The organism is Maribacter polysaccharolyticus (genome assembly GCF_028882255.1).
GTDB lineage: Bacteria > Bacteroidota > Bacteroidia > Flavobacteriales > Flavobacteriaceae > Maribacter_A > Maribacter_A polysaccharolyticus.
In genome coordinates this window covers 645,485-671,941 of record NZ_JARBUY010000003.1, presented here as the reverse complement: position 1 = coordinate 671,941, position 26,457 = coordinate 645,485, and the positions used below count along the sequence as shown (strand labels likewise).

Genomic DNA, 26,457 nt, shown 5'->3' with positions numbered 1-26,457 from the left:
AGACTATATTATTACAAATTATTTAAGAGTTATTTTACCAATGTTTCAGTTTATTATGATTTCGTTCACATTTTCCCTGACAACATTAAACTCCTGATAATCTGACTGTTACCTTGAACGCCTCAACAAAGTAGAATTATCATGTTATACTTATGTAACATGGAAGTTCAAATTTGATACATGGTTTAAAGAACAGAAAGATAAAAATGCCCTAAAATGATTTTTTATAGGCTCCCGGAGTAACACCGTATTTACTTTTAAAGGCAGTAGAAAAATAATTCGGGGAAGAAAAACCTGTGCTATACCCTATTTCTGCAATGGATTTGTCCGTAGTTTCAAGCATAGATTTCGCATTTTCCAATCTAAAATTGGAAATGTAATCGCTAACACTGATACCCAACATAGCTTTGACCTTTCGGTACAATTGAACCCTGGAGATATTCAGTGCATCGGCCAGGTTCTCAACTGAAAAACCGGCATTGTCCAAATTGTCCTTTATTTGTTGATTCAATTGACGAACGAATAATTGTTCCGGATTCCCAAAAGATTGCGTTTGATCTATTTTATGAATGTTATTGGTATAATAATACCTTAATTTTTCCCGATTATAAAGGAGCGACTTAATAGATTGCGTTAAGATCGAATAGTTAAACGGCTTGGTCAAATATAAATCGGCCCCACTTTGAAGCCCTTTTATAAAAGATTCCTTATTCCCCAAGGCGGTCAATATGATTACCGGAATGTGTGAGGTACGCAAATCGTTTTTTAATATTTCGCAAATCTCAAAACCATTTTTAACGGGAAGGTTCACATCACATAAAATAATATCGGGAACATGTTCGAATGCCAACTCAATTCCATCCGTTCCATCAGACAATACGATATCATATTCGACACTAAGCTTGTTCTTAAGGAAAAAACTCAAATCCCTATTATCCTCTATCAAAAGAATGCAATACCTCTCTTCCCCACTATCGGTGTCCAATTTAATATAGGTATCATCCATCGTAATATCTTCCGAAAAATTGATCAGAGTCGAATCGACTATCTCCGGGTCCACCACAATTTGATCTTCATTGAAATGGGTGTTCCCTTTAAACAAGGTAACAATGAATTCAGTTCCATTATGGGATTTTACCTCGATTTTCCCTAGATGAAGCTCTACAAACTGTTTACTTAAATGCAAACCTACCCCTGAACTGTTTTTCCTATTATTGGATCCCTTAAAAAATGGGGTGAACACATTTTTCAATTCATTTTCCGGTATACCTATTCCGTTGTCCTTAAAATGGATGCTGATACTGCTTTCCTCAAAATTATCATGGATTTCAATATCAATTCTACCATTATCCGGTGTAAATTTAAAAGCATTGGACAATAGGTTAAAATAAACCTTATCCATTAAATTTCTATCAATAAACAAATCCAAATCCTCATTATTGGAACTAATATTGAAATTAATGCCCCTCTTTTTCGCTTCCCCCTTGAATTCTTTATAAATATTATTGGAAAACTTATAAATATTGGTTTTTGAGGCCCTTACATTAAACTTTTGATCCTCGATTTTTCTAAAATCCAACAAACTATTGATCAATCGAAGCAGACGATTTGAATTATTCTGAATCAGTTCAATTTCAAAGCCGGTTTTATTCCCTTTTTTTTTGTCCCATTCCCTTAACGACTCAATTGAACTCATAATTAATGTTATGGGAGTTTTGAACTCGTGGGATAGTCCAGTGAAAAAATTCAATTTTGCCTCATTACTATCCTTTACCTCATTGGCTATTTTCTCTATTTGATTTCTTTGTACAGTAATCTTTTTATTGATCAACTCCAGTTGTCTATTCTTCTTGGATATAGCTATTTTGGAATATATGCTATAAACAGCAAGGCCAAATATTATAACCGAAAATATAATAATGATTTTCAGAATATTATTTTGTGAATAGTAGAGTTGTTCTTGTCTTTTAATGGCGGAAATCTGAGATTCAATGAGACTTTGCTGCTCACTAATTTTAGTGAATTGATTCTGCATTATATCAGCATTAAACTGATCAATAACCGTGGTGCTCAGAATATTATTTGTAGGTACCACCTCGGCTTTTAATATTTTCACGGCAATCTTTATTGCTTCCGCACCACCTGTAGGATACAATATTGTCGAATTCAGAACACCATCTTTTACTAATTGTATACCTCCGTTAGGTCCATTGAGTCCATCAACGCCAATAATTTTTATTTGACCTTCCATACCCAAATTTCTGGCTACCTCCCAAGCTCCCTTGGCCATTCTGTCGTTATGGGCAAAAACATAATCTACCGGTCCGGTTCTTGACAACAATTCACGCAAACCTTCATTGACGGATTCCTTCTCCCAATCACCTTCTATGGTTCCTACAAATTTTATTTTGGGAAATTTATCCAAAATCTGATGAAAACCTTGACTTCTTTCCTCAGCAGGAGACGATCCAGCTAGCCCCCTTATTTCAATAACCCTTAAAGAATCCTGTACATTGGAAACTATGATTTTTCCAGCATTACGGCCAACTTCAATGTTGTCCGCGCCTACATACGCCGTATACTTTTGATTGTCAGTTTTCCTATCTACTACCAAAACCGGAATTCCTGCATTCATAGCTTCTTCCACAATTGGGGTAATAGGTTTGGATTGAATAGGCGAAACAATAATAATATCAATACTGTCTGTTATGAAATCCTTTAACTGTGCTATTTGTTGCCGGACATTGTAGTTGGCGTTTGCTATACTTAGGGTAACATTGGGATACAAAGAAGCCTGTACTTCCATGGCATTGTTCATGGATTGCCTCCATTCGTCATTGAACATGGCCTGAGAGAAACCTATCCGTACTTCCTCTTCTTCAGTCTGTTTTGCACACGAAAAAAGAAGGATAAACAAAGAAATAACAGATATAAAAAAACTTCGTTGGATTCTCATAATAATTAGGCTAAAGTGTGATCTTCACGAAATTGAAATATTCACGTAGACACTTCCAATATATTTAAAAAAAACTTTCAGGAGTTTGTCATATTTTAAATTTATGATTTAATCAATTCTTATACTACATATACAATATAAAAATTGGGCTTTTGTCCATATCATATTTTCCATCAATACCAATTTGTAAATAAAATAATGTTAAATGATAAAAGGGAGGTGGACCAGATGCGTTATAATTATTAAATAAAAAATAAAAGTTACCGTATCGTCCTCATTGATAGGAATTCAATAATTTGAAAATATAGACTCACGAAATGAAAGAAATATATTGGAATATAACTTACAAAATGAATTTCGATTTTTTCTTTCGAAATTCAATCTTGATCATTTAGGAACTGGATTGAACCCAAATGACATCAAATTATATGTTGAAATGAAACTTTAACAAATGTTGTACCTATGTTGTACCCATAACTAAAAAAAGCCGACTCCTAATAGTCGGCTTTCGCTTTGTACGGGCGGAGAGACTCGAACTCTCACACCTTGCGGCACTAGATCCTAAGTCTAGCGTGTCTACCAATTCCACCACGCCCGCATACTGAATACGATAACCTATTTGGTTATCGGGATGCAAATATAAAGCAAAATTTGAATTTACGATACTCTCTTTTTAAAAAGTTCTTTTTGTATTTTTGAATTTATATCCAAACCAGAAACATGCAAAGTAGCAAAGAGTACGTAGAACAACATAAAAATCGCTTTTTAGACGAACTTGTCGAACTTCTTAAAATTCCATCGGTCAGTGCTGATTCCGCCTTCTCACAGGACGTTATCAACACTTCCGAATTGGTAAAAAAAGCATTGACCGATGCTGGATGCGACCTTGTTGAACTCTGCGAAACCGACGGCTACCCCATTGTTTACGGAGAGAAAATCATCGATCCTGCGTTACCGACGGTCTTGGTCTATGGCCATTATGATGTGCAACCGCCCGATCCCACCGAACTTTGGGAATCGCCCCCTTTCGAGCCTGTCATCAAAGCAACCGGGGAACACCCTGAAGGTGCTATTTTTGCCCGTGGGGCAAGTGACGATAAAGGTCAGATGTACATGCACGTAAAAGCATTGGAATTCATGGTCAAAACCGGTCAATTGCCATGCAACGTTAAATTCATGATCGAAGGGGAGGAAGAAGTGGGTAGTATAAATATTGCCACCTACGTAGCCAATAATAAGGAAAAGCTCCAAAATGACGTGATCTTGATTTCCGATACCGGAATGATCAGTAAGGAGTTTCCCTCGATCACCACCGGATTACGTGGATTGAGTTATGTTGAAGTGGAAGTCACCGGGCCCAATCGCGATCTACATTCCGGATTATATGGAGGAGCTGTGGCCAACCCCATCAATATCCTGACAAAGATGATCGCCGCTTTGCACGATGAAAACAACCACATCACCATTCCAGGATTTTATGACAAAGTAGAGGAGTTATCCGTGGAGGAAAGAGCTGAAATGGCCAAAGCACCTTTCGACATCAACGCCTACCAAGATGCCTTGGATATCGAAAGTGTATACGGTGAAAAAGGATATACTACCAATGAAAGAAACTCGATTAGACCTACCTTGGATGTCAACGGAATCTGGGGAGGCTATATTGGAGAAGGTGCCAAGACCGTAATTCCCAGTAAGGCACATGCGAAGATTTCGGTGCGTTTGGTTCCGCACCAAGACTGGGAAGAAATAACCAAACTTTTCACCACCCATTTTAAAGGATTGGCCCCCAAAGGGGTAAAAGTGAAAGTAACCCCACACCATGGAGGACAAGGTTATGTAACTCCAATAGATACCATTGCCTACCAAGCGGCTTCCAAAGCCTATGAAACCACTTTCGGAAAGCCCCCCATTCCACAGCGCAGTGGCGGTAGCATCCCCATTGTTTCCCTCTTTGAAAAAGAATTGGGTAGTAAAACCATTCTAATGGGCTTCGGACTGGACAGTAATGCCATACATTCCCCCAATGAACATTTCGGACTCTGGTATTATTACAAAGGCATAGAGACCATCCCTTATTTTTTCAAGTATTTCACCGAAATGATGGCCTCGAAATAATCCTATCCGATACCAAGTTTTAGCGTTTGGGCGTTAAGGATCAATCCTTGGCCTTTGATCATTTGGGCGTTACCCAAGGGTCGGGCTATTCGCTACAAGTCTTCACTGTACATACAGTTCAGAGCTTTCCACTACTATCCCTAACGCTAAAATTGAGGTACGCTCTGTCAATTTCCGACCTTGGTGTTTGACATTCAGCATTGGGGCAATGAAATTCGGAATTCGGAATTTGAAGTCTAATCGCTATATTTTTTTGACGTACTTGGTAATGATCACGATTTGCTGTGCCCCTACTTTGCCTTCTATATATTCCGCATTTTCCCTATCCAACGAAATACGCCGAACGGCCGTTCCTTGTTTGGCTACCATACTCGACCCCTTTACTTTTAGATCTTTGATCAGCACCACGCTATCCCCATTTTCCAAGACGACACCGTTCACGTCCCTATGTACGATCTTTTCAGATTCGTCCTGCCCTTCCCCTGTAGCCTTGGCCCAGTTCAACAGTTCATCATCCAAATACATCATATCCAATAGATCTTGGGGCCATCCTTCTGCCTTCAATCTTGAAAGCATACGCCATGCGACTACCTGTACCGGAGGATGTTCGCTCCACATACTATCATTTAAACAACGCCAATGGTTAGGGTCTACCGTTTCCGGGTCCTCAATCTGACTTAAGCAAGTTTCACACCCCATTAAACTACCATCGACACCACCCGTGGATACCGGGGGTACTTCGTAGATTTTTAGATTTTCCGTTGCTCCACATAATTCACATTTTGAGCCGCTTCGTGCCTGTAAGTCTTCCAATAATCCCATTCCGATTGTTTTTTAGAGCTGCAAAGCTACAATTATTTAACATTTTTGACCTACTCATATACAGATCACTTTCCAATTATCCACAACCCATGTATCCCATAGCTTCCTTTTTTTGTTCCAACCCTATATTCGTGGGATGATTTGAGGGAATGCCCCCATAAACCCCTAAAGATCGAATTCCCTACTTCTTATCCAAACAGGCTCCAACGCTTCCTTAACCTCAGGTCAAATCTTAAATTATGCCCAAAACCCTCGAATTCCGAGACTTTTCTGTAACAAATCATCAAAGACAACGTTCTAATTATCTATATGAAACCATAAGCAGTCCTAGGCCATAGCGAATTCAGTGGGGAACCAAGGTCAAAAGTTGTCGACTGCGCTCGAACTGACCGTAGTATTGTGAACATCAATCAAAAATCGGAACACTATGTTACAACAATTCTTTATCCTCTGTTCAGGGGCGGACGCCTCCATTTTAAAAACATGCACCGAAGGTGAGCGAAATAAATATGCGGGAATCGGGGCCACCGTATTTTTTACTGCCGTCATGGCCTTCTTAGCCAGTGCCTACGCCTTATTCACCGTTTTCGATACTGTCTATGCGGCTGTTTTTTTCGGTCTTATCTGGGGCCTCTTGATTTTTAATTTAGATCGCTTTATCGTTTCCACCATTAAAAAACGCAATAGTTTTGGCAAGGAGCTCTTACAGGCTACCCCACGTATTGTTCTGGCCGTGATCATCGCCGTGGTCATATCAAAACCGTTGGAAATGAAAATTTTCGAAAAGGAGATCAATCGGGTCTTATTGAAACAAAAAAACGAACTCACCTTAGCAAATAAAGAACAGATTGCGCTGCAATACACCCCAACAATCGAAAGCTTGAACCGTGATATTGACCGCATAAAAGCTGAAGTAGCGACCAAAGAGGCCGAAACCGATGCCCTTTACGACACTTATATTTCAGAGGCAGAGGGTACCGCAGGGACCGGCCTTTTGGGAAAGGGTCCGGTTTACGCCGAAAAACGTAAAAAACACGATGCCGCCTTGGCCGAGTTACAGCAATTAAAAACCACCAATGCGGACAAAATAATCGCACTCGAATCACAAATCACGGCCCTACAAGCCGATTACCTCACCGCTGTAAATAGATCGCAACCCATTATCGATGGATTTGACGGACTAATGGCCCGTATCAACGCCTTGGGTAAATTGCCCTGGTTTCCTTCCTTCTTTATTTTCCTATTGTTCTTGGCTATAGAAACATCCCCCATCATCGCCAAACTATTGGCCCCCAAAGGCGAATATGATCTAAAACAGGAAGAAGGGGAAAGCATTCTAAAAACTTGGGTGGCCCAAAAAGTACAGCAACGTCAACGGATTTTAGCGACTGATATCGCCTTGAACGATAAAATCTATGGTGAGATCGAAAAGGAAGAAGCCGTTTATGCCCATAAAAAGCAAAAAGCCGAAGAGCTCTTGAGATTACAGGCCGATGCCTTTCATGATATCCAAGTAAAAAGCCTGTGATTAAAACAAATAAAAAAACCTTCCAAAAGAAGGTTTTTTTATGGATACCTATTTCGAGGTATTTGGCGAAACAACACTTAAAACAAGCTCCTTTTTATTCATGGTAACCTCGAATATTCGGTAAATTTCCTTGGAAGCATAGTATTGAACGAATCCCTTATTTGCGATTTTCCTGACCTTTTTCATCTGTTGATTTTTTGATTTTTGTTGTTTTCCCCTACCATCTTATTATTTCCCATAATGGACGGCTATTTGGGCCAGCTGACCAACGATCTTAACGGAATCTTTCATCGATAGCTTTGAACCGTCTGCATGTACCCACCTATTTAACGGCTGTTCACAGATCAAACCTTGAACCTTTTCCTTTCCATAATGTTTCCTCATCCTCATGAAAATCTCCACATCGAACAGCCATCTGGTGATGAATTTTTTATTGAACATACTGGTGGCTATTTCCCGGTCCATGATCTTAGCCCCACATTGGGTATCTTTAAAGGGCATTCCCAAAATTCCTTGGATAATCAGGTTAATGGTTTTACTGATGATTTTCCTGGCCGATTCTTTGGCGATATTGGCTCCCATCCTACTGATCCTGGAACCACTTACGATCTTGAATTCCGATTTTTCCAAAGTCTGTACCAGTCCGTCAAAATCACGGAAATCGGTAGAAAGATCCGCATCAAGATACCCGATGTAATCCAATTGCGGGTCTTTTGATAAGTGCAGGATCCCCTGACGAACCGCCTCGGCCTTGCCCCCGTTTTTTTCACAATTATAAATACTGATGGTATCCTCATTCCCTTTGCGAAGTTCTTCCAATAGGGCCAACGTATTATCGGTACTCCCATCATTGACAAAGCACAAATGATAGCCCAAATTTTTACTGGTGAAATCCTGGAATACACTGCGCGAAAGTCTTTCTTCCTCATTATAACAAGGGATAACGACCCCTACACAATACTTTTGAAGCATTTGGGCATCTTCTTGGTCCTTGACAGGGATGGGTTTTGGCGAATTCCCAAGAATCCTCCTTACCCGGGCAACCATTTCATCCAAACTCACCGGCTTTTTCATATAATCATCTATCCCGAGATTGAAGCCATTGACGATGACCTCCTCATTGGTGTTTCCCGACATGACCATAATCGGGGTGCTTGACTTTTTAGTGACCCGTATATGTTCAACAACTTCAAGTCCCGACATATCTGGCATGTTGATATCCACAATGACCAAGTCAGGCTTCTGGGCCTCGAACAACTCGATGCCCTTTTGGCCACAATCGGCGGTTTTGATATCGTATCCCAATTCGGACAATCTCTTTTCTACGGATAACAATATCAGTTGTTGATCGTCAATGGCTAAAATTTTCATAGGTTAAGTTTTAAGGTATTGATTAAAATCTATCGTGGTTGATCATTATTTCTGCTACAAATGTATGCTTGATCGACGGCTATTTCTTTCCTAAGATGTTCAATGGCAAATTTGTATAGACGAATGGATTTTTATACCCGTTGGTTGATTCTGAACGAACATTACAATATATCTATCTTTATAATGTTATATTCTATCAAGAAAGAAGCTTCATGCAGCGAACAAATATCTTGCTGATCTTAGCCCTTTTCATAGGGGTTGCCTTTCATGGCTCCAGTATATTCTTTACGTTGGAGACCACTTACGATGCATTGATACATTTGTTTTTTGCCGACCATTATGCCCAAAGCTGGTTCGAGCCATGGGATTATAGGTGGTATACGGGATTTACGGTACATGCTTACCCTCCTTTGGTACATCAAAGCATCGCGATTTTATCCTATATCGGCGGATTGAAATTCGGCATGTTCACAGTAGCCATGATCGGCGTGATCCTCTTTATCACTGGGGCATATAGGTTCGGGCTATTGATGACCGGAAATAGAAAAATTGCCGGCTATACCGCCTTACTGGCTGTATTTTCCTCAACATTTATAGAAACCTTGCATATTTTCGGGCAGTTACCGAGCATCATCGGACTTTCGGTACTCTTGCATTCCCTACCGGAAATCTATCTATGGGTCAAAACGGGAAAACTTCGCTACTTTGCCACGTCCCTTTCTTTGATTGCCGTTACGGTAACCTCGCACCATGTAACTCCGATCTTTGGGATGGTCTTCTTTATTTTTCCCTTACTCGGTATGGCCATCATGGATGCTTCGAAAGACCGGGTATCAAACCATAAAGCCATCACACTCAAGGTGTTTTTGATCCAGTTCAAAAAATTGTTCTGGCGTATCGTGGCCTTCGGCTTCTCCTCCTTGGTACTGATCATAGGATGTATTTTACCCTACTGGATAAACACCAAGAAAAACCCGATAACACAAGTTCCCATTCCTCATGGGTCACGGGATAATTTCTTGGAGGTCACCTCATCGGGATTGGTATTCTTTCTCATCCCATGGGGGATTCTATTGTTCATTCTACCCTATATCCTCTACCGCTATTTTAGTAAGCGGTATTTATTCTTTGGATTGTCATTTTCTATGTTGACCCTTTTGGGAACCGGTGGAACCACACCCATACCCTTAAAAATACTTGGGGAAACGGCATTTAATATCCTGACTTTGGATCGCTTTACCCTATGGGCGACCATTATGGCCTTGCCCATTTTCGGGGAATTCGTGTACCGTATGGTAGAAGGTGACCTAAAAGCCAACCTACAAGAACGCTTTGGCCCTGTATACCATCGTTTTATAGGTGCCGGAATGGCAGGGGGCATCCTTCTGATGGTCATTTTTACGATGAGCTTGAATTATTTTCGACCCTCGCAGCCCCAGAAAATAAAAATGCTCCCCATCGTTAATTTTCTCAGTCAGGACGATCACGACCATTGGCGGTACCTGCCATTGGGTTTTGGGGATCAAATGGCATGGCTGTCGGCCCAGACCAACGCCATGACCGTGGACGGCAATTACCATTCGGCACGCCGTCTTCCAGAATTGACGACCAGGGCCATAGAACGATTGGAGAATTCAAAATTCAGGGGAGTCGAAGGCATTGGTTCTTTACAGCAATTTTTAACCGTTCCCGAAAAATATAATTTGAAATACATATTTTCCAATGACAAATTTTATGATCCCATTCTATACTTCTGTGGATGGCAACGCTTGCAGCAGCTCGAGAACGGCATCATGGTTTGGGAAAGACTCAACATACCTCCTATCCCCGCGATCATATCCAAAGATGACGTGGCCACATGGCTTAAGGTTATATGGGGCATCATACCCCTGCTTACGGTTATTTTGGCCTTTATCATCAATATCCAATGGGTATGGTTGCGTATGCTAAAATCCAAGAAGTTACCGGACGGGGCGTTTATGGACTATACCATCACCTATAAGAAATTCCCGAAAAAATTGGTGGACATCAACCATTTTTGGGCGTTGATCATGATTGGGATCCTTGCTTACGGGGCCTATTCTTTCTACCTGACCAATGCCACCCAATTTGCCCCAAAAAATGTCTTGACGGCTTATTATGATGCTTTGGATTTTAAGGAGTTCAAAAGGGCACATTCCTATCTTGATCCAGACGACGGGGTAGAACTATCGCAATTTATGCTGGAAGTTTCGGTAACCGATGGTATTCTTAGTTCTTATGCAAAGTTGGATTCCATTGGCATTGAGATAACACAGGAAACCCCATCGAGTGCGCAGGCCAAGGTAATCACCCATTGGATCACCCCTTTGGAAAAGGTCAAAAAGGACTTTTACCACACTTTGGCAAAGAAGAACGGCAAATGGTACATTGCGCCCTCAAAATTTGACAATGACCTGCCACCTGACCAATTGTTATCCTCAAATGGCACAACTTATTTCAATCATGGGAGACGTAGGATCACCACTCAGCAAACACATCATGAGGATGTTTTAAGACAACCTGTCTTGGAGGTGCTTACCGCTAAGTTGGTAAGGTTCAATGGCCAATATAGTATTGTGGGTGAATTACAGAACATTGATAAAATCCCGGCCGATGTGGTGATCAAGGCAACGCTATATAACGATGCCAATAAAGGATTGGCAACCTACAATGCCAAACACCAAATGAAGCACAAACTACTACCGATGGAAACCACTCCCTTTCGCATCGATTTTGAAGGCATTGCCTGGTCTTCGACAAAAGATACCCTGCCCCCCACCTTTGACCCAGATGAGTTTACCCCAATTGCCCTTGAGGAGCAGCCTACCAAATTCAACTTGCAATGTGCGGCCAACACGGCAACAACCGACTTGTACAAACAAATATCCCTCCAGGATTTGGGCGTTGACGCTAGTGGCATCAATGGAACACTATTCAATTCCGGCATCCAAGAGGTGACCATACCCCAACTTTTGTTCTCATACTACGATAACGCGAAAGAATTACTCTGGGTCGATCATCATTTCTTGCAGGAAGGTATTCGAATACAGCGAAAGCAGTCATTCCATTATGGGCCCTTGGATTTGAACAGTCTCCAAATCATAAATAGCAGTTTGGAAAATTGTTTTGTGAACGGTTTGCCCAATGCATCCATTTCGGATCTGATTTTCCCGAATAGGGAGCCTTCACACCTATTGGAACAAGTACAACCCTTTGAAGGAAACGGTTTTTCATTTTTAAAAATAGCAGTCAACGGTTATATAGGAAACCCCAAATAATTTGAAATACAGTATTTACATATCGATTTTTTTAATAGGCCTTCTGGGGTGTAGGGATACTATTCCCGAAATCCCACTTAAGCCGCATACTTTCGCTATTAGGCCAGTGCCGACACAAACAGTTGCAGGCACCCCCATAGAGATCCAATTGAAAACAAATGCCACGGCCGATCTAAGTTTGATCATCTCCAACGCCTTTGGCAGTGCGGTGATAAAACCCACCCATAAAAAAAATGTATCGTCATTTAGGTTCCCGAACGAATTCGCACAACGATCGGGGATTTGCCAATGGTCTTTGGTACATGACCATAAAGTATACCAAAAGGGTGAAATAAACATTCGCCCAAATCCAGGCCAAGGCACGACCATGGAATCGTATCTAGGGCCTAGGAGCATTTCGGCTGGGGGTACCGACTTTTCAATGTTCGTGGTATCCCCCACGGATAATTACGATAATCCTTTGACCGATGGTACGGAAATCGCATACACCTACCAGTTCAATAATACCATTCAATCGATACCGGTAGAACTCAATAAGCTCATTGGTTGGAAAAACATCCAAAGTACCGAAAAATCAGGACGCCTATTGGTTACCGCTTCATGCAATGATGCCAAGAGCAAAGCATTGACCACCTTGGTCTACCCTGCCCATGCCATCGATTTTAAAATCGATTTTACCCGCAACCATCAATTTGCCGACGGAAACCAAATCATTCGATTTTCGACAGATGTCATTAAGGATGCTTATGGCAATGTGATTAGTGATGGTACATTGGTGTCTTTTTCCGTGCTTAATTCAGAAGGAATGTTATTACAAACCAAAGGGACGACCATAAACGGGGTGGCCAAAGCCGAACTATTGCATCCGATCGAACGGGAAAATTGGGAAATTACCGCATACATTACCGGAACGGCCAAAAGCAACTCCCTTAAGGTTTCTTTTGAAGCTGCCGTTAGGGATTTTAACGTTTCGCTTTCGCAAGACCATAGAATCATAACGATCGCCAATATCGAAAGTTTTATGGGGCAATGGATTCCTGATGGCCTTCCCATTTCTATAGAAATAAAGGACGGGAAAGGTAATTCAATCGGCAAAAAACACACCACCTCCAGAAAAGGGAAAGCTGTTTTTACGCTACCGGGCGATTTTTATCCCAAGGGAAATTATCAAGTGCAGGTCGAGATTGCCGGCATTTTAAAAACCATTAACACAAGCCTCCAATGAAATTGAACAAGACTCTATATCGGGCGTTGTTATTGTCGTCATTTTTGGCCATAAATGGGCTCATCCTCTTTGGCATAAGCTCCATATGGTCTTATTTGAATACCGGAGCCGACCGTTCAACGATGCTCCACCTGCCCGAAGAACGTGCCTCCAACTACCTGCCCAAGGTCGATTGGGCCCCGCTAGACCATGAAGGTCGACCTATGGAAGAACAAACCTTAAAGGAAATAGAACGCGATTATTTAAGGGCTTGGCAAGTTCGCAATAGCGCACTGGAAACGAACAATACCTACGGCGTAGCCGATTATTATACCGATAGTGCCCGCACAAAACTCTTCCGAATCCTGGAACTCAATTCAGCCAATAACACCACCATTAAGAGCACAACGCTACGGCATCATCCAAAGGTCGAATTCTATAGTGCCGATGGCAAGTTGGTGGTACTCACAGACGAAAATGTAGAACGCCATGAACACATCTATTCCGATGGGAAATTGATCCTTTCCCAAAAAAGCACTCCCTCCTACCAGATTATGGTCATATTGGAGGACGGCTTTTGGCGGATAAGGCATCTTGTGGAGACCCCCAATGAAAACCCTAGGAATGCGGAACAAATACCCCCTTCAACTGCATCGATATCCCAAATAAAAGGTGTCAACTACTATCCCAGAACCCAAGCTTGGGATATGTTCGGGGAACAGTTCAAGGATAGTATCATCGATCATGACTTTTCCATTATCAGAAGCTTGGGCCTGAATACCGTTCGGTTATTCGTACCCTATGAAGCTTTCGGCAAGGTAGAGATCGACCCGGAAAAAATGGAGCAACTCAAACGCACTATGCACCTAGCTTCTAAAAATGACCTCAAAGTAATGTTGACCTTGTTCGATTTTTATGGGGAATACGGCATTCAGGATTGGACCCTTACCCGTACACATGCGGCTCAAATCGTAAACGCTTTAAAAGACCATAAAGCCTTACAGTCCTGGGATATCAAGAACGAACCCGATCTGGATTTCGAATCGCGGGGAAAAGAAAAGGTACTTGCCTGGTTAGATCAAATGATAGGCACCATAAAGCAGTATGACAACGAACATCCCGTTACTATCGGTTGGTCTAACCCTGAAGCGGCCATCAATCTTTCAAAAAAGGTCGATTTCATATCCTTTCACTATTATCGCGATCCCTCCGAATTCTTGGGCTCCTACGATGCACTTAAAAAAAAGGCATCCCTGAAACCGCTGGTACTTCAGGAATACGGATATTCTTCCTATAGTGGCATCTGGAACGGGTTCCTGGGTTCGGAAAATGACCAAAATGATTATTATAAAATGATGGACCGGATATTGGTAGAGGAACATATCCCACGTCTTTTTTGGACCCTATATGACTTTGGGGAAATCCCGGTTTCGGTGGTAGGCAGGTTACCTTGGCGGAAAGCGAAACAAAGATATTTCGGGATTATCGACCGTTACGGAAATCCAAAAAAATCCTATTCCCATTTCATTGGCGATCCAAAAAAATGAAAAGGGAACAGCTAACCAAACTGTCCCCCTTTCTGCTTAACCTAATTTATATTCTTATACCGAAATCCCTTTTTCCAACTTGGGAATATCCAAAGTAAAACCTTCTGATTTTGACAATGCAATGGCCTTGAAAAAATCGCCATACATTTGGGTAATGGCTGACATGGGTAAGGAACAGGCGGCTTGGTAATTTGCTTTTCCCAAAGTTATCCTATACGCATCATCGGTCAAGATGCTTTGAATGGCATCTGCTAGCGAATCCGCACTTTCAGGCTCGAAAAACCCTCCTTTATACCCCTCTTCCTTGACCAATATGCTTAAATCGCCCAAATCGGGTAGGGCTACTGCCTTTCCATAACTCCCGGCCTGGTGCAATACGCCAGAACTTCCGGTCGTAGAGGTATAAGGGAATACGACCACGGCACTCTCCCCGAAGATGATGGGCACATCCTCCTCCGCCACATAGCCGGTAAACCGCAACTTATCAACGTGGTCATATTTCCCCTTTACGTTTTCCAAATATCCCGGTGTGTTGGGGCTGTCGGTACCTGCGATAACGATTTCAATATCCTCATTCGTACGTTGTCGGATCAATTCAACCGCCTCGATCAATACCTCTACTTTTTTATAGGTTCCGAACTTGCCAAAGGCCATCACCTGCTTTGGACCTTCCTGCAAGCTATAATCCGGTTCCGGGGGTGTTTCGAAAGCTCCATGGGGGATCAATGCAACATTGCGCGCATCGTATTTCTTTTCCAGGATCGTTTTGTATTTACTTATGGTTACCGCCAATACATCGGAGGCCAAAACGAAGCGGGTTAGTGTCGTACCGATAAAATTATATATCCCCTGCAAAATTTTGTTCTTGGTAAAACCGGCATTTTCCAAATCGACCTGTTCCAAAATATTGTGCAATAAGGATATGGTGGGGATACCCCTTAACTTGCACATCAATGGCAACATCAGACCCAGGGCGGCCGGTATCTTTTTATCCCCGAACTTCAAGAATTGCAGATTGAACAAAACGGCATCCGGTTTCGTTTCGGAGATGGCCTTATTGATCTTAAAAACATTCTTCATACTATTGAAGTCCCAGCATTCCTTAACCGTGATCTTACAACCCTCCCCCTCAAATTCGAGATCCTTCGCTTCTTGGGTCCTATCGGTTATCAGTATAATTTCACTTACTTCTTCTTGGAGCCTAAAATGTTTTACCAAGTGGTATCCATACTCGGTCAAGGTTACTTTACTAGGCGGATATGCCGTTACAATCGCTAATTTCATAGGTTAAGATTTAGATTGATTCTTTGTTTTGATTCCGATACAAATATCATGGTTCACAGCCTTTAAATGGGCTGCTCGGCGGTGGATGGAAGTTTGATATAGACGAATGGAAGAAGTGGTCGGTTAAAGCAAGAGCCCCTAAGTATTGGGGATTTCTTAGGAGCTCTTTGGACATACTGCATAAATAGTATCGAATGACGGTATCAGACGATGGTTTTGGCAAAATAGATGAGTTGGGCGATCAATAAGGCCACCATGGCAATGATTTGTACTTGCACCACCATAGCTAAACTACTGTGAAAGAATACGACCAAGAGTATTTGGGACAATCCCAGTATTCCGGAGAGTAGTATGGGCAAGTAATGGTCTAGGGACAAGAAGTAGTAGGCAAAAATATTTGAAATGGCGAAAAGTGATGTTGCCAAAGCATAAAGCCATAATAAAGGGGCCATGGGCAAATAGGCTTCCCCGAACATCAACTTTATGATCAGTTCAGGAAACAGGTAACAGGAGGTTACGATCGCCAATGACAATAGCCCTATATAACCTACATATTTAAACAGTATGGGTGCCGTGGGTTCTCCATCCTTTTGCTTTTGGACAACAGCAGGGAGTAACAGCATTACGAACATCCAGGCGACAAAATAGACCACACGGCCAATCAGGGCCAAGGAAGCGTAAAGTCCGGCATCCAATGCATCAAAATAATGCTTCACCAGCAATACATCACTGTTGTTGATCACTATCTGCGTGAGTTCATAACAGGCGGTCAACACTATAAAATGGGAAACCCGCTTTTTATTCGTCGGGTGCAACAATCTTGATTTCCTTAAAGAAACCCCCTTATAATTCGAAGGTATCAATCCGAAAACAAATGACAATGCCATCCCTATCGCCACTAATAAAGCGGCATTGGAAGGCACCATTACGATGAGTCCCAAAGTAATCAACAACCTACTCCACATTTCGGTCTGATAGGTAATCGATAGCTTTGCAAATTCTTGCCTTCCTTGGTATTTACCCCTATTCACCGACATAAAAAAGTAAAGGGGTATCGCCAAACCGAAAAACCGGAACATCCATGGGGTGGTTGTATGGAACAATTGCTGTAGGTCCGATGAAAAGAAGATCAGCAACAAGGCGACCAGAACACCGAAAATACCCGCGTAGCGATACATTAAATTTTGAAAAGCCGCCCATTGCCCTTCCGAAAAAAGGACAGCGAACTTTGCCGTTGCCAATTGAAAGGTCATACCCAAAAAGGACAATACCAATAAAAGGGTTACCAAGAGGGCTGCATCGGCGAATGCTTCAGGCCCCAGCAATCTTCCCAAAATAAGGTTATAAAGGTAATTGCCCCCATTCACTAAAAGTACACTCCCCATAAACAGTTGCTCCGGGGATATTTTTTTCTGTACCAATTTAATCACTAATGCCATAATGGTTGATTTTTAGGATAAGCGTTTTTTCATATTTCGGTTCAAATATCTTCCAGATCAGCGTTTTATATTTTCGATTTAGGGTGGATGGGAGATTACTGTAGACGAATGGCAATTATCGTACTTCCGAGGTGAAACGACCTGTTTTACCTTTACCATGGAAATAAATCATAGCGTAACCCCTGTGATTTTTTAATATAAATCTTTTATAAAATGAAGCTTAACCTACCCTTCGTACTTTTATTTTGTATCTATACCGCAATTGCCCAAAGTCCTATGGAAAAAGGTTTTAAACTCTTGGAAACCGGTCAATTCGCAGCAGCAGAACTTTTTTTCGAATCCTATCTGGAAAAGGACCCCGCAAACAAAACGGCCCAAATTTGCTATGGCAGGGCCATGGGATTGAACGGCGAACCCAAAAAGGCAAACACCCTTTTTGCAAGGTTATTGGAAACCTATCCGGGTGATTTTGAAATTCAAATCAACTATAATGAGTCATTCTTATGGATCAAGGATTACCAAACCGCGAAACCTTTATATGCCGATTTGGTAACCCAAAACCCCGATAATTTCGGAGCCATATTGGGATACGCCAATACCTTGAGTAATTTAATGGAATACGAAAATGCATTACACTGGGTCGAAAAAGCCCTGGCCATCCAACCTGGCAATGAAGGTGCCGAAGTTTCACGAAAATATATGCGATTGGGGTATGCCAATAGTTTGGTCAATGGGCAGAAATACGAAAAAGGGAAGGCGCAATTGAACACTATCCTTACCGACTTCCCTGAAGACAAAGAAGCCCTGCTTAACCTGGCCAATTTATTCTTAATCACCAAGGCCGTCGACAGTGCGAAAGCAACATACCGACGCTATGCCACATCGCCCAAGGATTCCATTACCGCATTAAACGGCATTGCCCTTGCTGAACATATCAACGAAAAGGACAAAAAAGCTCTTTCCGTGGCGGAAATAGCCATGACCAAAGTTACGGAATTGAACGATCCAGCACTCCTGGAACGCACCTTGGAGCGATATGTGCAGGCGTTGATTTGGAATCGGAAGTTCAAGTCCGCCAGTCAGCAAATCGATAGTTTGTTTCGCGCATATCCAAATAAAACTTGGGTACATGCCCTTAATGCCACTTTAGGACTCTATACTTCCGATGCGAAAAAAGGTATTGAGAGCTATGATGCCATCTTGGCCCAAGATAGTGCATCGTTCGATGGGAATTTAGGAAAAGCCAACGCCTTATTTGCTGCGGATCAAATCGATGAAGCCTATAACGCGGCATTCAAGACCTTGGAAATCTTCAAAAACCAAAAAGACGCCATGGGTTTTATCGAAAAATTAAATGCCATTCATACACCCAGTATCGAGGAACACGCTGCATACACCTTTGACAATGGCAATAACATCGCATTTTACACCACTACCAGGGCAGACATTTCGCTTTCCACAAAGTTTCGAACCACGGTCTCTTACTCCTATAGGACCACCGAAAATACCGAAACGCTGAACAAGGCCGAATCCCATGTATTATTGGCCGGTCTGGCATATCGATTGTTGCCGAAAACCAAGCTAACGACCATATTCGGATTTAACAACTCCATATCTTCAACAGCCTCCTACACACAGCCTGTCCTGGATATCAAATTACAACTGCAGCCATTTAAACTACAAAATTTAAACCTTGGCTACCAGCGTGAAGTACAGAATTTCAATGCCGATCTGACCGAGCTTGAAATTGTACAGAATCATTATGGTCTGGACTACAATTTGGGCACCAACTTCGATTTAGGATGGTACACCCAGTTGATGCACACCCAACAGACCGATGGGAACCGGCGTAACCTTTTGTTCACTTCCCTATACTATAACCTTTTACGCAAACCGGCTTTAAAAACGGGAATCAACTTTCAGTATATTACTTTCAAAGCGCAATACCCTACCATATATTTTAGTCCGGAACAATACAAGGCCGTAGAGATCTTCGTTGATATGAGAGGTAAATTTTCAGGGAAAACAACTTATATGGTGAGTGCCGCATCCGGGCTACAACAAGTGGAGCAAGAAACACAAACCACGATTTTTAGGGCAGAAACCAGCCTTCAACATCAATTTTCAAAACGTTTCAGTGCCAACCTTTACGCAAAGTATAGCAATATTGCCTCGGCGACCGCTGCCGGATTCGAATTTACCGAAGTCGGACTTAAGCTAAAATGGTTATTGACCAAAAAGCCCTTGTTCTTTACAAAACTTGGAAACTAAAGTGTACTGCGGGAGTAGGGCGCCTATAGTAAATTAAGTCTTCGCATTAGTTCCGGTCTGTTTGAACGGCTAATGGGAATAACACTTTTTTCGATCAAGACACTATTGTCCTCGATGTCTATGATCTTTTTAAAATTAATGATAAAGGATCGATGGATCTGTAAAAAGGTCTTCTCCGGAAGTTTTTCCTTTATTTTCTTCAAAGTGGTATGTACTCGAAAAGGTTCTTTATCGGTTTTAATTTCAATATAATCCCCTTTGGCCTCGATGAACAGGATCTCATTGAACTTTAGTTTGATCAAGCGCCTATCTATATTTATATATAAGTCTTCCCCGATATCAGGGGTTTCCTCTACGGCATTGGCCTTTGGCCTTATGGCCAGGGCATTCTTGATTTTCCGAATCGCGATTTCAAAGCGTTCCAAGGTTATGGGCTTTACCAGGTAATCAACGATTGCCTCATATTGATAGGCATCGATCGCAAAGTCGGTATCCGATGTGGTCAAAACGATCCTTGGCGGATCTTTTAAGGTCTGTACCAGATCGACCCCGGTAAATCCGGGCATATGGATGTCTAGAAAAACTACATCTATAGCATGCTGGTTTAGGAATTTTATGGCATCAATGGCATTATCGAACTCCTCAATAACATCAAGCTCAGGCATTTTGGAGCATAATTGCTTTACAATGGCCCTTGCGGCAATCTCGTCGTCTACGATAATACAGTTCATATTAAATGGTTTTTAAGTACGATGTTATGGTATTCAATATCCTACGGAAATCCAAATCCAAATCGGTATTTCCGGTACGCAAATGCTCCTCATAGATTACGGCAAACCTATAAGCGTCTTCCATACTTAGAATGCTGAATTTATGCTTTAATTTATGTACGATTTCAGATGCCGCACGGGGTTCTTGCGCCACGATATGGTTTAAATAGATGTCCACTTCCTCTGGAAATTCATCTTTGATGATCGCAATGAATTTATTTTCGAATTCGACATCCTCTCCCGCGAGCTCTTTTATATAATTCAAGTTCGGTTGTTCCTTCATTCTATTTTTTTAATGTGAAGAAAAATGTGGTTCCTTCTCCCTTACTACTCTCCAACCAAATACGGCCTTCATAGAGCTCAATGATTTTTTTGACGATAGACAATCCAATTCCTGTCGAACGTTGCCCATTACCGATAGATTGGAATATCTTGAATATCTTTTCGTGATATTCCTTGGGTATCCCGACACCATTGTCCTGTATACTGAACTTCCAATAAGCTTCGGATTCTTCCGAGTAAATCTGTACAAGACCCTCTTCTCTTTCTATATTGACCACCGCATTGGCAATCAGGTTTTGAAACAGCTGGTGTATTTTTGTTTTATCCGCGAATATCGTCGGCAGGGTGTTCATGATGATTACATTGACATTTTCAGGGATGAAAATAATCTCCCTTATTTCGTTGATAACCTCATTCAAATCGACCTTCGTATTTTCCAGATGATCGTTATTGATGCTTGAATATTTCAATATCCCATCAATAAGCTTATCCATTCCTGCGATCTTCTCCTGGATCTGCTGTAGATTGAATACCCCATTTTCATCCAGTTTATCGTTATAATCCTCGGCTAGCCAGGTGGCCAATGCACTTATGCTCCTTAAAGGTGATTTAAGATCGTGGGAAACAATATGCGCATATTCGTGCAACCCTTGATTACTGGCTTCCAATTCTTTCAGCAATTTTTCTTTTTGCAGCTCAAGGTTTCTTTGTTCCGTGATATCCTCGATCATGGCGACTTCATACGCTACCCTCCCATCGTCATCCTTTACCGCATTTACAGAAGTTTTGGCAAGAAGGGTCGTACCGTCTTTTCGAACATAATGCTTGGTTATCGAGAAATTGTCGAGTTCCCCAGACTCCATCAAAGTCAGTAATCTCAAGGATTCCTCACTTTCCTCGGGAGAGGAAATATCATTTACACTAAGTTTCTTCAGTTCGGCCTCGGAATACCCCAAGAGGTTCAAAAAGGTCTTATTGGCCTTGATTACCTTCCCATCAACTATCAAAGCAATGCTCAAGGGGGAATTTTCTATAATGATATCGAGCTGCCTTTTCTGCTCGGTCAGCAAATGACTTATTTCCATTTCATGGGTTACATCACGGATTATGCCCTGTGCCGCGATAGGCTTATGATCTTTGTCGTAGATCATACTGGCGTTGATCTGTACATATTTCTCAGATCCGTCCTTTACATAGATCTTGGCCTTATAGTTCTTTAAAGTGCCTATCTCAAGCAATGAATTGAATGAACTGACCGTATAATCGATGTAATCTTTATGGACCAACTTCTCAAGGTTTATGGTTTCCTTGGTATGGTCATACCCTAAAAACTCCTTGGCCGACAAATTCATATTGATCACGTTGAACTGGAGGTCCATGACCACGTACGGATCGATGATATTAATGAAAACCCCATCCAATTCAGAGGTTTTCTCACTCAATAGATTTTCTAATTTACTATTGGCGTGTTTTAGATGTAGGGTAACGTCATAAAGCTCCTTGGATTTGCTCTCTAGGATTTTTTCTGCTTGGACCCGTGCTTTCTTCTGTCTATCCAGCGCTTTTTTCAGAAGTATAACTTCCTTACTTTCCATTCTGGGTAATATCAAATTTTACTTCCGTACCATCTTCCTTAATGAGTTCGTACGTAATCATCGCACTTCCATTGAAGTGTTCAAAGCATTTTTCGATCAATCCCTGGGCCAATCGGTAAAGGCCGCGTGAAGACGAATAAATCATGGATATCGAGGTATCGGTCTTGTCCAATATCTTGAACGATGGAAGCTCGGCATCCGGATACAATTTCTTTACATGGACATGAATATGGTCCTCTATCGAATATAGAAGTCCCAATGGGGAATTATAGCTCTGAATCACCTCCGGATGGGCTTTTCCCAAACTGGTAAATAGATAAAGTCCAAAAGCATACAGCAGATCGTTTACAGGTATGTTCACTTCCCCGCTAAGACCGGTGATCAAACTCACCATTTCATTGAAATCATACGTCCCGACAGAAGTATAAATACCTTCCGAGGGCAGATTTGCCTTTTCAATGATGTTATCTACCGTTTCTAGACCGAATTCCGATTCGACCATTTCCAAAAACTCTGTAAAAACAATTCCTTTCATTTATGATTTCATATTATTATCATAAAAGTAAGAATAGTAATACGTAAATGATAAAATTTGTTGTGTAACGGTCTTTTTTGTTAGGCTTTCACCAATTCATTGATGTTCCAATAGTCGAGCACCTTTTTCAATTTCGATTCGTAATCTTCGTATTTAAGTGGTTTAATGACATAACCGGCGATACCTATTTTGTAGCATTCCAATAGATCGGCCCTATTCTCTGAAGTGGTCAATACTATGGTCGGCAAATATTTCATCTTATCATCTTCCTTAAGGATTTTAAGGAATTCGATACCGCTCATTCTGGGCATATTCAAATCCAAGAGAATTATATCGGGCGATTCCCCTCCAGACTTTAAATACTCCAAAGCTTCTTCACCATTTTTGGCCTCAACAATGTTAACCCTCAATTGCAGTTTTGAAACCGTTCTATGAAGTTTCATCGTTTCAATGGCATCATCTTCGATAAATAGGATATTCATGAGGTATGTTTTAGGATTAACAAAGATGCTTAAATTACCCGAAGACCAAGGTTTACCATAGATGAATGAAAATTAAGTGTAGACGAATGGGAAGTTACTGTAGATAGACCCCAAAATTGGCCCCGCACTTCCAGTACTGCCCCAAGGATCCTAATTTAATTTACAATCTCCATCTTCTTCAATAAAAAAGAGGCATTCATATTTTGGCAAACCCCTTTTTTGAGTTTGTAATCAAAATACAATTCCCCATCGATGATTTCCGCATCAAAATAACAGTTCGCTACCTGGGGTAGATCCTTGGCGATTTCACAAAGGCTTAGATCATGGGTGGCAATGATACCGGTAGATTTGGAGGCCACCAGTTTTTGTACGAATTTTTTGGACCCAATGGCCTTATCCGTGCTATTGGTCCCCTTTAATATTTCATCCAAAATGATAAAGTAACGATCTTCTTGAATCTCATCGACAATGAATTTCAAGCGCTTCAATTCGGAAAAAAAATACGACTCATCATCGGCCAAGGAATCGGAAGTACGCATACTGGTGATCAATTTTATCGGTGCATATTCCGATCGGGACGCACATACGGGAAGCCCTACATTGGCCATAACTATCTGAAGGGATACCGTTCTCAAAAAAGTACTTTTCCCTGCCATATTCGCCCCGGTAATGATAAAAAACTGCTCCCTATCGATTTGAAAATCGTTCAAAACACTTTTTTTCGGATCCAATAAGGGGTGGCCTGCCTGGGTCGGCTTCAATACCACATCCCCTGTTGTGATCTTCGGATAGGTATATTCCGGATGGTTAAAAGCGAAATTGCCCAAACTATTATAGGCATCAAAAAATGCGACCACATTGAACCAAGAACCAACATCATGGCCATGTTTTCGTATCCACTGCTCCAACTTAAAAGACTGCCGTAAATCCCACAATAGAAAACCGTTGCCCAAAAAGCCGAAAATCATATTGTTCCTTTGGTCAAATGCATTTAAGATTTTGGAGAACTCCTTTAAAATTTTTGAGGTGGGTATTTTATGTTGCAAGACCCTTTCCTGTTTTTGTTTTAACAACCCCGACTTAAAATCGGTTCGTTCAAGTTGCATTATCAATTTTTGATATTGATGGAATGTACTTTGGACTTTTGAGGTATCTGCCGATAGTTTATTTATCCTTTTTAAATGCACTCCTGTGATACCGAGACCCAAGAACAACCAAAAAACAACGCCCCATCCACTTAAAAGGTCCATAAAATAAAGGAAGGTGAGTCCCACCGACACCAATGAAAAACCCATGGGCAAAAAAGACATATACTTGGGCACAAAAGCCTGATATCCCTTCAACCAATTCATGATGACACTAAAAGGGGTCTCAGTCTTTACCAAGCTGGCCACGGCTGAAAATTCCTGTCTCCATTTGGGCATTTGGCCCAATTCATTCACCGCCTCCTGTTTGGCCGGAATGTCTTGAATATCATTTTCCAACAATAGGGATGCTAAATACGCGCTGCCTTCCTTCAATGCCGTTCGGTTGGTATACTGATAAAAAGAACCCCTTCCGAATAGGTCGATATCCCGACAATAGTAATGATCGTCCCTATTGAATTCCTCCCCATCGGGCAAGTGATGGAAATTTCGCCCCAAAACCTCAACTTCGACTGTATTGATGTTGCGTATGGCTTTTATCCGATCTCGTCGGTATTGTAAATCGGTATGTCGTGAAACCAGAAAAACGAAAATAACAATCGTTACAATTACGATAGCCGCTACCCATTTCCCATTCCCGAAAGCAACGTATATACCGATCGCAGCGATACAAAAAATCGCCAATCGCAGCATACTCGAAGCAAACAATCGCTTTTTTAATTGGGATAATCGATCTTTATATTCGGAAATCCGTTCGTTATAGAACAATAAGGGTTCTTGCATTGGAGCTAACTTAATTAATCGGTAAAGATAGTGAAACCATCCTAGTTTTTGGAAAGGGCGTTTAGCTTTGCCATAGGTCCCGAATGATAAATAACACGTTGGGGAAAACGGTTTAAAATAGGTCCTAATCCATATTTTTAACCAGCACCGCTTCATAGGGCAATTTATCTACGCACTAGGTCAATTGTTCCGGGATGTTTGCTTGGGTACTACGAACTTCACTCCAAAGGCGACATCCTTTATGTTCATTATCCACCACGGTAACGGCCCAATCATTCAATAGCTCGGTCTTGTATTCCAAAATCGTTCGCACAACCTATTCCAGGGCTTCCAATTCCGCTTTGAGTTTTTTGGTGAATTTGGACACCACCAGATCATAGGAATGATCTACCAAGTCCTTCACCAAGGCATCTGGCAGTTCTTCGATGAACAAGGTGTTCCAATGTACTTTACTCATATGGTATCCCGGCGTAATCATTCCATCATATTCCTCCCGTAAGGAGATGGCCCTTTCTGGATCACATTTTAAATTGGCTTGGGATGGGACTCGCTCCAAAGGAACCAGAGCGAACATTTTACCCATGACCTTGAAGACCAAAGTATGTTCATCAAAAGGAAACTCCTCGGTAATCCCTTTTTTGGCAATGCAATAATCCCTAAACGCCTCGATGTTCATATCCTGATTTTTAAATTCCCATGGAATCGTAAACGATCACCTTTTTCCATAGATGGCCTACCTCCTCAATAAAAAGTTTATGGGGTGCTTCATCTTGATATTTTTGCTGGGCTTCCGCCGATTCGAAAGTAACGATCAACGCATAGGTGAATGAGCCATCGACCACATCCCTACTTGCCCTAGGGGGCTTGCCGATATATTTTGTCTTGGCGTAGGCCGAAGTATCCATGAATTTCCGGAGGGAGGCTTCAAATGCCCTCCGGTCTTCCTGCCTATCCGGATTTTGCAACCAAAAATATACGGTATGTGCAAAAGTAGTATCGAATCGTGTCATAGTATCGGTTTTTTGGCCA

The 26,457-nt window shown here is 41.6% G+C and carries 20 protein-coding genes and 1 tRNA gene; 6 read left to right on the top strand and 15 right to left on the bottom strand.

Features of this window, described 5'->3' with window-relative positions; genetic code table 11:
• Nucleotides 1-211: 211 nt before the first annotated feature.
• Both PHU20_RS12450 and PHU20_RS12445 read right to left on the bottom strand, forming a co-directional pair.
• On the bottom strand, nucleotides 212-2,956 hold the full coding sequence (locus tag PHU20_RS12450) for a substrate-binding domain-containing protein (RefSeq protein WP_274825702.1): 2,745 nt from the start codon (nucleotides 2,954-2,956) through the stop codon (nucleotides 212-214).
• Nucleotides 2,957-3,472: 516 nt separating this feature from the next.
• Nucleotides 3,473-3,554: transfer RNA gene (locus PHU20_RS12445), tRNA-Leu, on the bottom strand.
• Nucleotides 3,555-3,676: 122 nt separating this feature from the next.
• On the opposite strand from PHU20_RS12445, the gene PHU20_RS12440 reads away from it, so the two are divergent.
• Nucleotides 3,677-5,071 (top strand): dipeptidase, encoded by a 1,395-nt coding sequence (locus tag PHU20_RS12440; RefSeq protein WP_274825701.1) that lies wholly within the window; start codon nucleotides 3,677-3,679, stop codon nucleotides 5,069-5,071.
• A 243-nt stretch (nucleotides 5,072-5,314) separates the two neighbouring features.
• On the opposite strand, the gene PHU20_RS12435 is transcribed toward PHU20_RS12440, so the two are convergent.
• Nucleotides 5,315-5,893 carry a PhnA domain-containing protein gene (locus PHU20_RS12435; protein WP_274825700.1) on the bottom strand — a complete coding sequence of 193 codons (579 nt, stop codon included), beginning with the start codon at nucleotides 5,891-5,893 and terminating at the stop codon, nucleotides 5,315-5,317.
• A 427-nt stretch (nucleotides 5,894-6,320) separates the two neighbouring features.
• Between PHU20_RS12435 and PHU20_RS12430 the strand changes: the two genes are divergently transcribed.
• Nucleotides 6,321-7,421 carry a DUF4407 domain-containing protein gene (locus PHU20_RS12430; protein WP_274825699.1) on the top strand — a complete coding sequence of 367 codons (1,101 nt, stop codon included), beginning with the start codon at nucleotides 6,321-6,323 and terminating at the stop codon, nucleotides 7,419-7,421.
• Nucleotides 7,422-7,469: 48 nt separating this feature from the next.
• Here the strand turns inward: PHU20_RS12430 and PHU20_RS12425 are convergent, their stop codons facing one another.
• Both PHU20_RS12425 and PHU20_RS12420 read right to left on the bottom strand, forming a co-directional pair.
• Complete coding sequence (locus tag PHU20_RS12425) at nucleotides 7,470-7,607, bottom strand: hypothetical protein (protein WP_274825698.1); 138 nt, start codon at nucleotides 7,605-7,607, stop codon at nucleotides 7,470-7,472.
• Between the two features lie 42 nt (nucleotides 7,608-7,649).
• Complete coding sequence (locus PHU20_RS12420; protein WP_274825697.1) at nucleotides 7,650-8,792, bottom strand: response regulator; 1,143 nt, start codon at nucleotides 8,790-8,792, stop codon at nucleotides 7,650-7,652.
• A gap of 212 nt (nucleotides 8,793-9,004) precedes the next feature.
• Between PHU20_RS12420 and PHU20_RS12415 the strand changes: the two genes are divergently transcribed.
• Genes PHU20_RS12415 through PHU20_RS12405 form a run of 3 tightly spaced genes read left to right on the top strand, consistent with a single transcriptional unit; the run spans nucleotide 9,005 to nucleotide 14,842 of the window.
• The gene (locus tag PHU20_RS12415) at nucleotides 9,005-12,091 is read left to right on the top strand and encodes a hypothetical protein (RefSeq protein ID WP_274825696.1); all 3,087 of its coding nucleotides are present in this window, start codon (nucleotides 9,005-9,007) and stop codon (nucleotides 12,089-12,091) included.
• Nucleotide 12,092: 1 nt separating this feature from the next.
• On the top strand, nucleotides 12,093-13,316 hold the full coding sequence (locus PHU20_RS12410) for a hypothetical protein (protein WP_274825695.1): 1,224 nt from the start codon (nucleotides 12,093-12,095) through the stop codon (nucleotides 13,314-13,316).
• Entirely contained in the window at nucleotides 13,313-14,842 is a 1,530-nt protein-coding gene (locus tag PHU20_RS12405) for a cellulase family glycosylhydrolase (protein ID WP_274825694.1), read from the top strand. The genes PHU20_RS12410 and PHU20_RS12405 overlap by 4 nt, the downstream gene beginning before the upstream one ends.
• A gap of 54 nt (nucleotides 14,843-14,896) precedes the next feature.
• On the opposite strand, the gene PHU20_RS12400 is transcribed toward PHU20_RS12405, so the two are convergent.
• Nucleotides 14,897-16,126 carry a glycosyltransferase gene (locus PHU20_RS12400; RefSeq protein ID WP_274825693.1) on the bottom strand — a complete coding sequence of 410 codons (1,230 nt, stop codon included), beginning with the start codon at nucleotides 16,124-16,126 and terminating at the stop codon, nucleotides 14,897-14,899.
• A 203-nt stretch (nucleotides 16,127-16,329) separates the two neighbouring features.
• The gene (locus PHU20_RS12395; protein WP_274825692.1) at nucleotides 16,330-17,565 is read right to left on the bottom strand and encodes an oligosaccharide flippase family protein; all 1,236 of its coding nucleotides are present in this window, start codon (nucleotides 17,563-17,565) and stop codon (nucleotides 16,330-16,332) included.
• Nucleotides 17,566-17,778: 213 nt separating this feature from the next.
• Here PHU20_RS12395 and PHU20_RS12390 point away from each other — a divergent pair, with 213 nt between their 5' ends.
• Nucleotides 17,779-19,836 carry a tetratricopeptide repeat protein gene (locus tag PHU20_RS12390; RefSeq protein ID WP_274825691.1) on the top strand — a complete coding sequence of 686 codons (2,058 nt, stop codon included), beginning with the start codon at nucleotides 17,779-17,781 and terminating at the stop codon, nucleotides 19,834-19,836.
• A gap of 23 nt (nucleotides 19,837-19,859) precedes the next feature.
• Here PHU20_RS12390 and PHU20_RS12385 read toward each other — a convergent pair whose 3' ends face one another.
• The 8 genes from PHU20_RS12385 to PHU20_RS12350 form a co-directional block, all read right to left on the bottom strand.
• Nucleotides 19,860-20,567 carry a LytR/AlgR family response regulator transcription factor gene (locus PHU20_RS12385; RefSeq protein ID WP_274825690.1) on the bottom strand — a complete coding sequence of 236 codons (708 nt, stop codon included), beginning with the start codon at nucleotides 20,565-20,567 and terminating at the stop codon, nucleotides 19,860-19,862.
• Nucleotide 20,568: 1 nt separating this feature from the next.
• A complete protein-coding gene (locus tag PHU20_RS12380; RefSeq protein WP_274825689.1) occupies nucleotides 20,569-20,889 on the bottom strand; it encodes an Hpt domain-containing protein in 321 nt (106 codons plus the stop codon).
• A 1-nt stretch (nucleotide 20,890) separates the two neighbouring features.
• Nucleotides 20,891-22,483, bottom strand: a complete 1,593-nt coding sequence (locus PHU20_RS12375; protein WP_274825688.1) for a PAS domain-containing sensor histidine kinase — start codon at nucleotides 22,481-22,483, stop codon at nucleotides 20,891-20,893.
• On the bottom strand, nucleotides 22,473-23,018 hold the full coding sequence (locus PHU20_RS12370) for a heme NO-binding domain-containing protein (protein WP_274825687.1): 546 nt from the start codon (nucleotides 23,016-23,018) through the stop codon (nucleotides 22,473-22,475). The genes PHU20_RS12375 and PHU20_RS12370 overlap by 11 nt, the downstream gene beginning before the upstream one ends.
• Before the next feature lie 80 nt (nucleotides 23,019-23,098).
• Nucleotides 23,099-23,500 (bottom strand): response regulator, encoded by a 402-nt coding sequence (locus PHU20_RS12365; protein ID WP_274825686.1) that lies wholly within the window; start codon nucleotides 23,498-23,500, stop codon nucleotides 23,099-23,101.
• Nucleotides 23,501-23,655: 155 nt separating this feature from the next.
• Nucleotides 23,656-25,428 carry a MutS-related protein gene (locus tag PHU20_RS12360; protein WP_274825685.1) on the bottom strand — a complete coding sequence of 591 codons (1,773 nt, stop codon included), beginning with the start codon at nucleotides 25,426-25,428 and terminating at the stop codon, nucleotides 23,656-23,658.
• Nucleotides 25,429-25,744: 316 nt separating this feature from the next.
• Nucleotides 25,745-26,104, bottom strand: coding sequence for an MmcQ/YjbR family DNA-binding protein (locus tag PHU20_RS12355; protein ID WP_274825684.1), 360 nt, complete (start codon nucleotides 26,102-26,104; stop codon nucleotides 25,745-25,747).
• A gap of 10 nt (nucleotides 26,105-26,114) precedes the next feature.
• The gene (locus PHU20_RS12350) at nucleotides 26,115-26,438 is read right to left on the bottom strand and encodes a Dabb family protein (RefSeq protein WP_274825683.1); all 324 of its coding nucleotides are present in this window, start codon (nucleotides 26,436-26,438) and stop codon (nucleotides 26,115-26,117) included.
• Nucleotides 26,439-26,457 lie beyond the last annotated feature (19 nt).